Annotated in this window: 11 protein-coding genes; 6 read left to right on the top strand and 5 right to left on the bottom strand. The window is 48.2% G+C overall.

Annotation, left to right across the window (positions count from 1 at the left end; translation table 11 throughout):
* Nucleotides 1-7 precede the first annotated feature (7 nt).
* Nucleotides 8-190 (top strand): sporulation protein Cse60, encoded by a 183-nt coding sequence (locus J6600_RS13930; protein ID WP_003152309.1) that lies wholly within the window; start codon nucleotides 8-10, stop codon nucleotides 188-190.
* A 35-nt stretch (nucleotides 191-225) separates the two neighbouring features.
* Here J6600_RS13930 and opuD read toward each other — a convergent pair whose 3' ends face one another.
* Together opuD and J6600_RS13920 are read right to left on the bottom strand one after the other, a co-directional pair.
* A complete protein-coding gene (opuD, locus tag J6600_RS13925) occupies nucleotides 226-1,761 on the bottom strand; it encodes a glycine betaine transporter OpuD (protein WP_014418673.1) in 1,536 nt (511 codons plus the stop codon).
* Nucleotides 1,762-1,940: 179 nt separating this feature from the next.
* Nucleotides 1,941-3,206 (bottom strand): BaiN/RdsA family NAD(P)/FAD-dependent oxidoreductase, encoded by a 1,266-nt coding sequence (locus J6600_RS13920; RefSeq protein WP_007408798.1) that lies wholly within the window; start codon nucleotides 3,204-3,206, stop codon nucleotides 1,941-1,943.
* A 208-nt stretch (nucleotides 3,207-3,414) separates the two neighbouring features.
* Between J6600_RS13920 and J6600_RS13915 the strand changes: the two genes are divergently transcribed.
* Together J6600_RS13915 and J6600_RS13910 are read left to right on the top strand one after the other, a co-directional pair.
* Nucleotides 3,415-5,052: a putative polysaccharide biosynthesis protein gene (locus J6600_RS13915; RefSeq protein ID WP_003152313.1), complete on the top strand. Its 1,638-nt coding sequence runs from the start codon at nucleotides 3,415-3,417 to the stop codon at nucleotides 5,050-5,052.
* 55 nt (nucleotides 5,053-5,107) lie between these two features.
* Nucleotides 5,108-5,827 carry a pseudouridine synthase gene (locus tag J6600_RS13910; RefSeq protein ID WP_007408795.1) on the top strand — a complete coding sequence of 240 codons (720 nt, stop codon included), beginning with the start codon at nucleotides 5,108-5,110 and terminating at the stop codon, nucleotides 5,825-5,827.
* Between the two features lie 127 nt (nucleotides 5,828-5,954).
* On the opposite strand, the gene J6600_RS13905 is transcribed toward J6600_RS13910, so the two are convergent.
* Nucleotides 5,955-6,176, bottom strand: coding sequence for a DeoR family transcriptional regulator (locus J6600_RS13905; protein ID WP_003152337.1), 222 nt, complete (start codon nucleotides 6,174-6,176; stop codon nucleotides 5,955-5,957).
* A 280-nt stretch (nucleotides 6,177-6,456) separates the two neighbouring features.
* On the opposite strand from J6600_RS13905, the gene J6600_RS13900 reads away from it, so the two are divergent.
* Together J6600_RS13900 and J6600_RS13895 are read left to right on the top strand one after the other, a co-directional pair.
* On the top strand, nucleotides 6,457-7,161 hold the full coding sequence (locus J6600_RS13900; RefSeq protein ID WP_109567136.1) for an ABC transporter ATP-binding protein: 705 nt from the start codon (nucleotides 6,457-6,459) through the stop codon (nucleotides 7,159-7,161).
* A complete protein-coding gene (locus tag J6600_RS13895) occupies nucleotides 7,158-8,318 on the top strand; it encodes an ABC transporter permease (protein ID WP_209387515.1) in 1,161 nt (386 codons plus the stop codon). Before J6600_RS13900 ends, J6600_RS13895 begins: the two co-directional genes overlap by 4 nt.
* Nucleotides 8,319-8,351: 33 nt before the next feature.
* Here J6600_RS13895 and J6600_RS13890 read toward each other — a convergent pair whose 3' ends face one another.
* Entirely contained in the window at nucleotides 8,352-9,656 is a 1,305-nt protein-coding gene (locus J6600_RS13890; RefSeq protein ID WP_012118223.1) for an NCS2 family permease, read from the bottom strand.
* Between the two features lie 95 nt (nucleotides 9,657-9,751).
* Between J6600_RS13890 and pepV the strand changes: the two genes are divergently transcribed.
* A complete protein-coding gene (gene pepV / locus J6600_RS13885) occupies nucleotides 9,752-11,143 on the top strand; it encodes a dipeptidase PepV (RefSeq protein ID WP_209387514.1) in 1,392 nt (463 codons plus the stop codon).
* A 37-nt stretch (nucleotides 11,144-11,180) separates the two neighbouring features.
* Here the strand turns inward: pepV and cysK are convergent, their stop codons facing one another.
* On the bottom strand, nucleotides 11,181-12,152 hold the full coding sequence (gene cysK / locus J6600_RS13880; RefSeq protein WP_020954278.1) for a cysteine synthase A: 972 nt from the start codon (nucleotides 12,150-12,152) through the stop codon (nucleotides 11,181-11,183).
* Nucleotides 12,153-12,171 lie beyond the last annotated feature (19 nt).

Below are 12,171 nucleotides of genomic sequence, written 5' to 3'. Positions count from 1 at the left end.
GGGTGATGTGCTGAAGATAGCTGTTTTTGATGAGGAGCATGAAAAGGATCTGCAGACTGAAGTCAATACATTTTTAAAGGGGATTTCTGATGAACAGCTCGTTGATATTAAATATACGGTAGCGGCGGCCTGTGATCCTGAAGGTGAGCAGCTTTATTGTTTTTCCGCTCTCATTTTATACCGAAAATAAAAAAGCCCGGACGAAATGCCGGGCTTCTTTGTGCATTATGCTTTTTTGACGCGGGGGCTTCTCGGTTTTTGGTATTTCTCCGCTTGTTTGATTCCTTTTCTCTCGCTCGCTAATGACTTGTACAGAGACACGATCATCAGAAGGATCACGACTGAAAACGGAACCGCGGCGAGAATGGCCGTGTTTTGCAGTGCGGCCAGACCGCCGGAATATAATAATACCGCTGCCACGGCGGACTGGATGATGCCCCAGATGATTTTCACCCGGTTTGAAGGGTCTAATGAGCCGTAAGACGTTTGCATTCCAAGCACAAATGTCGCTGAATCCGCTGATGTAATAAAGAATACAGCGATCAGAACAAGCGTTAATACGGATGTCACCATTGTCAGCGGATAGTGGCTGAGTGCGCCGAACAGCATCGTATCCGTTGACATTCCCGCGACATTGAATACGCCTTTCTGCTGAAGATCCATCGCGGATACACCGAAGATCGCAAACCATAAGAAAGCCAATATACAAGGTGTCACCAACACCCCGATTAAAAATTCCCGGATCGTCCGGCCCCTTGATACACGGGCGATAAAAATGCCGACAAACGGCGACCAGGATATCCACCAGGCCCAATAGAAAATGGTCCAGCTGTTAATCCATTCGCGTTTTTGGGGATCATTCGGAGACAAGCGAAAGCTCATCTGCACGATATTTTGGATGTATTGGCCGATAGAATCGGTAAATGAGTTCATAATCAGCACCGTCGGGCCTGCAATGAGCATAAAGATCATTAAAATACCCGCGAGCGCCATGTTGGTATTGCTTAAGTATTTAATCCCTTTGCCGATTCCGCTCCACGCAGAAATCAAAAATAACACGGTCACGACAGCGATCAGGATCAGCTGAATGGAAAATGTTTTCGGAATGCCGAATAAATAATGCAGACCGCCGTTGATCTGAGTCGCTCCGAGCCCTAAGCTTGTCGCCACACCGACAACGGTCGCAAACACCGCGATACAGTCAATCGCTTTGCCGATCGGCCCGTTTACTTTATCGCCCAAAAGCGGTGTCAGTGTGCTGCTGATCAAACCGGGCGCGTCTTTTCTGAATTGAAAATATGCGATACATAAAGCGACGACCGCATAGATGGCCCAAGCGTGCAGCCCCCAGTGGAAAAATGTGTACCGGAGCGCATCACGAAATGCTTGGGGCGTTTCTGTTTCACCTGAGGGAGAGCTGATGGCGTAATGGCTGATCGGTTCCGCAGCCCCGTAAAATACCAAACCGATTCCCATGCCTGCGCTGAAAAGCATGGCAAACCATGATAATAAGCCGAATTCCGGTTTTTCCCCGGGTTTTCCGAGTTTTATTGTGCCGATCGGACTCACAATGAGAAAGAGACAGAAACCGACAAATATAGAAACGACCAGCAGATAATACCAGCCGAAAGAATCCGTAATAAATTTTTGTGCCGTATCAGTGACTTGCTGCAGGCTGTCAGGAGAAATGGCCCCCCATAAAACCGCAGCTGCTGTGATGACAATCACAATCCAAAAAACACTGGAGATGTTCTTCTTCAAACGTTCTCACCCTCTGACTATTTTTTTCAATACGCCATTTTGTTTTAGTGTGGTCGTACGATTACAGATCATTCCTTTCTTCCTATTCCCTCAATCAGGTGAAACAAAACGCAGAAAACTCTATCATGTTTTTGGTCAATTATCAACGGGGACGCTCAGGTAAATGCGCTTTAAACCATTTAGAGCGAGCGTGAGAAACGTCCTGCATTCAAACCGGCGAGACGACCCGTGACAAAGGCTGAAGTGATATTGTAGCCCCCGGTATAGCCGTGAATGTCGAGTATTTCTCCGCAAAAATATAAGCCTTCCATTTTTTTAGACGCCATTTGTTTCGGCTCAATCTCTTTTACGGAAACACCTCCGCCTGTGACAAACGCTTTGTCCAAAGAAAGCGTTCCGTCAGCGGCAACCGTAAATTGTTTGCAGTCTTTGACAAAAGCCCTGAATTGATCCTTCGGCAGTTCCGTAAAGCTTGTCTGCGGATCAAGACCGTTCCGTTCCAGAAGAAAAAGCAGGTACCGTTCCTGCATCCACGGCTTCAGCGCGTTTTTGAGCGCTTTTTTCGGTGCGTCTTTCAGTTCCTTGTGCATCTTTTGAAATAACTCTTCCTCGTTGATGCCGGGAAACAGATCGATGCGGAGTTTGACCTCTGGCTGCTTTTTCAGTTCTTTGACGACAAACTGGCTGCAGCGGAGAATGGCGGGGCCTGACAAGCCGAAATGGGTAAACAGCATGTCCATCACGTGTGTGACGATTGGTTTTCCTTTTTTATTCAGGACGCTGACGGCCGCGTTTCTAAGAGACAGCCCCTGAAGTGTTTTTTGTTTAATAAACGGTTCTGACGACGTAACCGGCACTTCCGTCGGAAAGAGTTCGGTCACGGTATGACCAGCCGCTTCCGCCCATGCATAGCCGTCTCCGGTGCTGCCGGTATGCGGGACTGATTTTCCGCCGACCGCGATAATGACGGCGTCTGCGTTAATGTGTTCGTCATTGTTTGTCGTAATGCCTGCTGTCCTGCCGTTCTCGTACCGCACTTCTTTGATTTTTTCATTTGTGCGGATGGTGACATTCAGTTGTTTTAATCGGTTCAAAAGCGCATCGACAACGCTTTGCGCTTTGTCCGTCACCGGGAACATGCGCCCGTGGTCTTCTTCTTTCAGCTGAATGCCGAGTTTTTCAAAAAAGGCGATGATATCTTCATTATTAAATTCGGAAAACGCGCTGTATAAAAAGCGGCCGTTGCCGGGGATGTGTTTGATGATTTCTTCAACGGGGAGGCGGTTGGTCACGTTGCAGCGCCCGCCGCCGGAAATCGCCAGCTTCCGTCCCAGCTTGTTTCCTTTATCGATTAATAATACGTCCGCCCCTTCTTCGCCTGCGGCAATCGCAGCCATTAAACCGGACGGACCGCCGCCGATCACAATCACGTCATAATGTTTCATATTTCATCAACAACTTTCTTTTTCACGTATAATAGGCGGAAATGTCCGCTTTCTGCTATTATAGCGAAAGAAAGGGAATCCTTAAACGTATTTTGTTTTTTTAAAGGGTTTTCCCAAAAAGTTTCCCGCTGTAATTATTACCGTCTAATTGCCCAGTTGTGTTAAAATAGAAAAGTTGAATCTTCGTAGAAAATGGTGATGAGGAAACATGTCAAGCAAATTGTTAAGGGGCACGTTCGTGCTGACGCTCGGCACCTATATATCGCGGATTTTAGGGATGATTTATCTGATCCCGTTCGGAGCGATGGTCGGAGCGACGGGCGGAGCTTTGTTTCAATACGGATATAATCAATATACACTGTTTTTAAACATTGCCACGATGGGATTTCCCGCCGCGGTTTCAAAATTTGTCTCGAAATATAATTCCAAGGGAGACTATGAGACGAGCAGGCGGATGCTGAGAGCGGGAATGTCGGTTATGCTCGTAACCGGGATGATCGCTTTTTCAATTCTTTATATTTCGGCGCCGTTTTTTGCGGAAACATCTCTCGGCGGCACGAGTAACAACGGACTTACGATTGACCACGTCGTTTATGTCATCCGGATGGTCAGTCTGGCACTTTTGGTCGTGCCGATTATGAGTCTTGTGCGCGGTTTTTTCCAAGGTCACCAGATGATGGGGCCGACAGCCGTTTCACAGGTTGTGGAGCAGCTTGCCCGGATCATCTTTTTATTGGGCGCAACGTATTTGATTTTAAGAGTGATCAACGGCGGCCTTGTCATCGCAGTCGGATACGCGACTTTCGCGGCGCTGATCGGATCATTCGGAGGGCTTGTCGTCCTTTATATTTACTGGAATAAGCGGAAGGGCGATCTCCTGGCGATGAAGCCGAATCTCGTCCCGTCTGCGAACTTAAGTTATAAAAAAATGTTCATTGAGCTTTTCAGTTATGCCGCTCCTTACGTATTTGTCGGACTGGCGATTCCTTTGTATTCATATATCGATACGAATACGTTTAATAAAGCGATGATTGCGGCGGGCCATAAGGATATCAGCCAGGACATGCTTGCGATTGTCACCCTTTATGTGCCGAAGCTTGTCATGATCCCGGTTTCTCTGGCGACCGCTTTCGGTCTGACGCTGATTCCGACGATTACTGAATCGTTTACGAGCAGGAATTATAAGCTTTTGAACCAGCAGATTAACCAGACGATGCAAATCATTCTGTTTTTGGTTATTCCCGCCGTTGTCGGGATGTCCGTGTTATCGGGTCCGGCCTATACGTTCTTCTACGGCTCTGAAAGTCTTCGCCCGGATATCGGACAGGATATATTGTTCTGGTACGCGCCTGTCGCGATTCTGTTTTCTCTGTTTACCGTAAACGCCGCGATCCTGCAAGGGATTAATAAACAGAAATTTGCTGTCGTGAGCCTTTTCATCGGCGTCATTATAAAAGTGGTGCTGAACGTGCCGCTGATCAAGCTGTTTCAGGGAGACGGGGCCATCCTGGCAACGGCGCTCGGTTATATCGCTTCTCTTCTGTACGGTTTTATCATGATTAAGCGCCATGCGGGCTATTCGTATACGGTACTTATAAAACGGGTCATTTTAATCGCAGTCCTGTCCGTCGTGATGGGAGTCGCGGTCAAGCTGACTCAATGGCTGCTCAGCTTCTTTGTAACATACCAAAGCGGCCAGGTGCATGCGGCGATTGTCGTCTTTGTCTGCGCCGCTGTCGGCGGTGCGGTGTACATGTTTGCCGCGTACCGAATCGGATTTTTACAGAAAATGTTTGGAAACCGTCTGCCCCGCGTTTTGAGAAGAGGCAGGCATTCCGCCCATTAAGAATAATGAATAGTCCGCTTATCGCGGGCTTTTCTTTTTAAAGGAGAGGATCAGGATGAGACTTGATAAGCTGCTCGCCAACAGCGGATTCGGCTCAAGAAAAGATGTGAAAAAAATCGTCAAGGCTGGGGCTGTCATGATTGACGGGGAGCCGGCGAAAGATGTGAAAACCCATGTCGATCCGGAAAAACAGGACATCACGGTATACGGAGAGCCGGCAGATTATCGTGAATTTATTTATGTCATGATGAATAAGCCGCAAGGAGTGCTGTCCGCTACCGAAGACAGCCGCCAGCAAACGGTGGTTGATCTGCTGACGCCTGAAGAACAGCGATTTGAACCGTTTCCGGCGGGACGTCTTGATAAGGATACGGAAGGCTTTTTGCTTCTGACCAATGACGGGCAGCTCGCTCATCGCCTGCTTTCTCCGAAAAAGCATGTGCCTAAAACATATGAGGTCCGGTTAACTTCACCTCTGTCACCGGAAGACATCGTTCATCTGGAAAGAGGCGTCGTCATTGAAGGAGGCTATAAGACGAAGCCGGCAGCCGTTGAAATCATTACAGAAAGTCCGGATGAAACGGTGATTCACTTGACCATTACAGAAGGCAAATATCATCAGGTGAAGCTGATGGCAAAGGCTGTCGGAAATGAAGTGGCTTATTTGAAGCGGCTTTCGATGGGGGCTGTTTCTCTTGACCCGGATCTTAAACCGGGAGAATTCCGCGAGCTGACTGAAGAGGAGCTCGAAACGCTGAGAGGCGCTGAAGTGTAATCAATATCAGAAAAGCCCAAAACAGATTTGTTTTGGGCTTTTTATATAGAGGAACAAAAAACAAGGCAAAGACGCTGCTTTGCCTTGCAGCATGTCAGGCCGAAAAGGGCCTTATGTAATTGTTCGCTTAAGATGTAATTTTCACTTTTTTTCGTGTTGTCTCCCACTTGCCTCGGCTAGGACTATGAACAAGATCATTGTATGCTAACACATTTAAGTCTCGCTGAATGGTTCTAGGTGTAATGCCGAATTCATCAACCAGTTCCTGTGTTGTCACAAGGCCTTTTTCCTGGATGAACATGTAAACTGATTTAATCCGAGTCAGCATACGATTTGTTGAAGGTTTCAAAAAACCACTCCCTATCATAAGATCGGATGGACTTGATATACCACAACTTTCGACTCTAAAACTTCGTACGAATAAGCAACAAAGGATGACATTCTGTTTTTTCTCTTTTAACTGCCTCCATTATACACGATATGGACGACATGAATCTAGGAATAAGCGCAGATAATTTTTTCCAAATGGGTGCCGCCTTGGTGCATTACTATGTCCGGTCCGCTTTTATTATTATGGAAACTGAAACTTTTTTTATACATGTCCGTATGAAAACGGGGGAGTGAGAAGTTTGGGAGAATTATTGAATGCAAACATTGTCTGCGCCGGTTATGCTGACAGGCCGAAGGTGATTTCTGATGTATCTCTGACAGTCAACGCTGGTGAAATTGCCGGTTTAATCGGAGCGAACGGCGCGGGGAAAAGTACAGTGATAAAGGCGGTTCTCGGGCTGTCCCGGGATATAGAAGGCGATATTGAGTGGAATGATTCCTCTTATGCTTACATACCGGAGCGTCCGAGTTTTTACGATGAACTGACGCTTTGGGAGCACCTCGAGCTGACCGGGTCATTGCGGGGTATAGAAGGGGAAGAATGCCGTGAGCGGGCAGGGCGGCTGCTTGAAGAGTTTTCGCTGACGTCTGTAAAACATGATTTGCCTTCCGGCTTTTCAAAAGGGATGCAGCAAAAATTGATGCTCATACAGGCATTTTTGGCGAAGCCGGATATTTACATCATTGATGAGCCTTTTATCGGACTTGATCCGATCTCAACGAAGCTGTTTACCGACATGCTGATTGCTGAGAAAGAAAGGGGCGCGGGGATTTTGATGTGCACTCATGTTCTGGATACGGCGGAAAAAATCTGCGACCGGTTTTATTTGCTGGATCAGGGCGCTCTGCTTCTTCAAGGCACGTTAGAGGAGCTTCAGGAAAAAACGGGGAGCCGTTCACTGCTGGATTGCTTTTATTCAGCGGTTCGGAGCAGTCAGCGATGACCGGGCGGGCTTTGTTTTTTCAAAGGCTGTTTCATTATTGGCGGTATCAATGGAAGGTGTTCCAGACGGTCATTGATTGGACGGTCGCGCTGTATATCGTTCTTCCCGCTGCCGCATTTGCCGTTTATCAATATGCTGATTGGCTGAACGGCAGGGGGCTTCTTAATGGAGCGGCAGGAGTATTAGGATGGGGCTGGCTGTATGTATTCAGTGCCCTGCTGTTGTGCACGGGTTTTATTCATACCTTTTTGCTGGAAGCGGATCACGTATTTTTGGTGCATGCAAAACATCTGATGCAAAAGCTGAAACGGTACGCGCTTTTGTATTCGATGTTCCTTTCCCTTATCAAATGGGGTGCGCTTGCCGTAGTGTTATTTCCCTTATGGCTCCAATACGGTGACTGTACCTTACCGGCATATTCAGGTATGTTTTGCTGTCTGTTCGGTTTCCATACTGCAATATTAGCGGTGCACCGGCACAGAAAAAACAGCAGGCGGACATTCGGGAATCAGGCGGCGGGCTGGCTGAAAGTGATGGTTCTGATGGCGGGTGCGTTTTTTATGATCGTCTTTGCCGCCGAATGGTATTGGCTTTGGCCGGCGGGCTGTATATTGTTCATCTGTTCCGCTCTTTTGACTTGGAAAGGGACGGAGACATTATCAGCCTTTGAGGAAGAAGTGCTTGAGGAGAACAGGCGCAAGCTTTCATTCGCGGCCTCTGTTTTGATGCTCAGCCATGATGTGCAGCTCCCGAATGGTAAAAATAAAGGGCGGAGCAAGCCGTTTTTATATCCCGGCTCAAAGCACATCTTTACAAAACGGTCGGCGTATACGGCGTGGAAAGAATTGTTCTTTAAAGTGCTGATCCGAAACGGCGGGTATCTCCGGCAGCTTTACCTTTTAACCGCGGCTTTTACGGCTCTTATTCTCGTTCTTCCGCTCTTAGTGAAGCCGGCAGTCCTTATTTTATTTGCGATCGTCAGCCGCTATGCCGCGTCGCTTTTATTTGACCGGATCACGGATAAACCGGTTTTAAGCGGTATCAAGAGAGACAGTGATGATTATTTCCGGGCGCGAAACAGCGCATTAACCGTCATTCAAATCATCTGTTCCGCCTGGTGTCTCATTGCCGCGATTCTTTCCGTTCTTTATATGTGAAAATCCCTTTCCGAAAAAGGAAAGGGATTTTTCTTAATGTCCGTTCAAAATAAAAAGCTGAATAAAAAACAGTACGGCGAAGATGATGACTAGAGGATGGATTTCGCGCCATTTTTTCTTAGCTGCTTTAACAAGCGGATATGAAATGAAGCCAAGTGCGATTCCGGTTGAAATACTGGACGTTAAAGGCATCGCCAAAATGACGAGAAAGGCCGGGAACGCTTCATCAAGCTCATTCCAGCGGATATTCGATACCGCACCCATCATCAGGCTGCCGACAATAATCAGAGCCGGTGACGTAATCGCGGACACTTCCGATAATACGCTGACAAGCGGGCTGAAAAACATGGAAACGGCAAACATAACGGCAATCGTCAGCGCCGTCAGACCCGTTCTTCCGCCGGCCGCCACACCTGCTGAAGATTCAACGAACGCGGTCGTCGGGCTGGTGCCGAAGATGCTTCCCACCGTCGTAGCGGTCGAATCAGCCAACAGCGCTCTTCTGGCATTCGGCAGCTGATTGTTTTTGATCAATCCCGCTTGTTCGGCGACACCGATCATGGTGCCGGTCGTGTCAAAAATCGTAACGAGAAGAAAAGAAAACACAACGGCGTACAGACCGTGATGCACGACATCCCCGAGGGCACCGAACGGATTTGTGATCAAAAGCCCCTCCGGCAGGTGCGGGAAGGACATGAATCCTTTCGCGAAATGAATCTGTCCGGTCAAAAAGGCAATGACGGCGGTCAGCGCCATTCCGATGAACAGAGCCCCGTTTACATTCAGCACCATCAGTACAATACTGATGATAAGTCCGATAAGCGTTAAAATGACGGCGGGCGAATGAAGATCGCCGAGTGCGACCAGATTAGATTTATCAGCCGTGATGATTCCGGATTGGCGTAAGCCGATAAAAGCAATAAATAAGCCGATGCCGGTCGTAATTCCGTATTTTAAATTGTCCGGAATCGCTTCTATAAGTTGTTTTCTTAAAGGCGTTAACGATAAAATAATAAAGATGACTCCCGCGATAAAAACGGCGCTGAAAGCCGTCTGATACGTAATGCCGCTGCCTGTGCCGACAACGTGAAAGGCAAGATACGCGTTTAAGCCCATGCCGGGGGCAATGGCGATCGGAAAATTCGCAGCGAGAGCCATCCATAAAGTTCCGACAATGGAAGCGATAATCGTCGCGGTGAACACCTGGTCAAACGGAATTCCCGCATTGGAAAGGATCACCGGATTGACGACAATGATATACACCATTGTGAAAAAGGTGGTCAATCCCGCGGTAATTTCTCTTTTTATTGTCGTTTGATGCTTGTCGAGATGAAACATAAGTACCTCCAATGACGAACATTTTTTCAAAACATCATCTATATTATTCGTTTTATCGACATTTTGCAAGTCTTTATCAAGAAAGGGGATTTGTGATGAACTGGGAAGTTGAAGTCATCAGAAACAAAGAAGATCTGATCCGTGACACGCAGAAGTTTTTGCAGATCAACAGCGTAATGGACGAAACAACAGCCGGTCCCGGCCGGCCGTTTGGAGAAGGCGTCAATGCCAGCCTGACGTCACTGCTGGAATTCGGTGAAAAAGAAGGTTTCACCGTAAAGAATCTTGACGGCTATGCGGGCCATATTGAATGGGGAACGGGTGACGAAATCGTCGGCGTTCTGTGCCACGTCGATGTCGTTCCGCCCGGAGACGGCTGGACGAGCGATCCGTTTTCAGCCGATATCAGGGACGGCCGGATATATGCCAGAGGCGCCATAGATGATAAAGGGCCGACAATGGCGGCGTTTTATGCGCTGAAAATCGTCAAAGACATGCAGCTTCCTTTATCCAAACGCGTGAGAATCATCATCGGGACGGATGAAGAAAGTGATTGGAGATGCGTGGATCACTACTTCAAACACGAAAAAATGCCTGACATCGGCTTTGCTCCTGACGCAGATTTTCCGATCATTAACGCGGAAAAAGGAATTATAGATGCGTCACTGCGCATTGCAAAAAGCGCTTCTGACAAAGATGCAAAAAACGAGCTTCTGTCATTCCGTTCAGGACTGCGCTTGAACATGGTGCCGGATGCGGCTGAAGCGGTTATTGAAGGGAACGGTCTTGATGCCGTGCACGCATATTTCAGCAAATGGCTTGAGCGGTCAAAAACACAAGGTGAAGCAGTTTCGGAAAATGGAAAACTGACGCTTCGGGTATACGGAAAATCATGCCATGCGATGGAACCGGATAATGGTGTCAATGCCGGCTTAAAGCTTGCTGAATGCCTTAATGGAACAGAGCTGGATGGAGCCGGAAAGCACTTTGTCAAAACCGTCAGTGACTATTTTTCAAATGATACACGAGGCAAAAAGCTGAAAATTGATTGCAGGGATGACATCAGCGGAGAGCTTACATTGAATGTCGGCACCTTTACATACAGAAAGGGTGAGGAAGGAGAACTCGGCATCAACATCCGTTATCCCGTCACTTCAGACAGCAAAGTCATCCGTGATGCTTTTACGTCTGCTGAAGAATTCCGGCTTGAAGAATTTAAAGACAGCAAACCGCACCACGTTTCTGCCGATCATCCGCTCGTAAAGACGCTTCAAAAGGTTTACGAAGGACAGACGGGAAAGAAAGCGGATCTGATTTCAATCGGCGGAGGAACGTATGCGAGATCCCTTTCGGCGGGCGTCGCGTTCGGGCCGCTGTTCCCCGGCCGGCCTGACAGCGCGCATCAAAAGGATGAGTACATTGAAATCGATGACCTTCTCCGGTCAACCGCTTTATACGCCGAAGCCATTTATGAGCTTGCCAAGTGATAATAAAAAGGGACGCCGAAAGCGGCATCCCTTTTTATCATTCAAATGACCATAGATCCGTTGATAAATAACGTTCTCCCGTATCGGCCGTCATACAGATGACGATCTGTTCGGAAGGGAGGCGTTTTGCGGTTTCAATGGCGGCGAAGCAGGCGGCGCCTGAAGACGGGCCGACGAGTATACCTTCTTCCCGGGCCAGACGCCGTGTTGTCGTATACGCATCTTCATCAGATATTTTCATGATTTCATCGTAAACGTCCTGATTCAGTATGCCGGGAATAAATCCGGGGCTTGTCCCGACAAGCTTATGAGCGCCGGGTTTTCCGCCAGACAGGACGGGGGAACCCGCCGGCTCGGCGACATGAACAATCATATCCGGGAAAAGCTCCTTCAGCGTTTCTCCGGTTCCGGTAATGGTTCCGCCCGTTCCCGCCGTTGCCACAAAAGCACCGAGCGGTCTGTTGAGCTGCTGAACGGCCTGATAGATTTCAATGGCGGTCGTTTTTCGGTGGGCATCTGGATTTGCGCCGTTATCGAATTGCATCGGGATAAAACTTCCCGGAATCTGTTCGGCGAGTTCTTTCGCTTTTTTGATGCTGCCGGGCATTCTTTCCGCCCCCGGTGTTAACACAACCTCCGCGCCGTACGCTTTCAGGAGGTTGATGCGTTCTTTCGTCATCGTGTCAGGCATGACGAGGATTGCCTTGTAGCCGCGCGCCGCCGCGTTCATCGCCAGGCCGATGCCTGTGTTGCCGCTTGTCGGTTCGATGATGACAGAGCCAGGTTTTAAATGCCCGCTGTTTTCCGCTTCAATGATCATATTGTAAGCCGCTCTGTCTTTGACACTGCCGCTCGGGTTAAACGATTCTAATTTTAAATAGACCTGTGCTGCATGTTCTGGCTGAAGGCGATTGAGCTTTACGATCGGTGTGCCGCCGATCAGCTCCGCCGTGCTGTTTACGATTTTCAAGGCCGGCTCATTCCTTTCTGTATAAAACGTTCGGTACATAATATCCTATCATAATGAG

It is taken from the genome of Bacillus sp. LJBV19, from assembly GCF_017797845.1.
GTDB lineage: Bacteria > Bacillota > Bacilli > Bacillales > Bacillaceae > Bacillus > Bacillus velezensis.
This window is presented reverse-complemented; position numbering and strand designations above follow the sequence as displayed.

Coding starts and splice junctions, on each gene's coding strand:
- J6600_RS13920 (WP_007408798.1), bottom strand. CDS start 3,206: ATGAAACATTATGACGTGATTGTGATCGGCGGCGGTCCGTCCGGTTTA.
- J6600_RS13915 (WP_003152313.1), top strand. CDS start 3,415: ATGTCAAGCAAATTGTTAAGGGGCACGTTCGTGCTGACGCTCGGCACC.
- J6600_RS13910 (WP_007408795.1), top strand. CDS start 5,108: ATGAGACTTGATAAGCTGCTCGCCAACAGCGGATTCGGCTCAAGAAAA.
- J6600_RS13895 (WP_209387515.1), top strand. CDS start 7,158: ATGACCGGGCGGGCTTTGTTTTTTCAAAGGCTGTTTCATTATTGGCGG.
- J6600_RS13890 (WP_012118223.1), bottom strand. CDS start 9,656: ATGTTTCATCTCGACAAGCATCAAACGACAATAAAAAGAGAAATTACC.
- pepV (WP_209387514.1), top strand. CDS start 9,752: ATGAACTGGGAAGTTGAAGTCATCAGAAACAAAGAAGATCTGATCCGT.
- cysK (WP_020954278.1), bottom strand. CDS start 12,152: ATGTACCGAACGTTTTATACAGAAAGGAATGAGCCGGCCTTGAAAATC.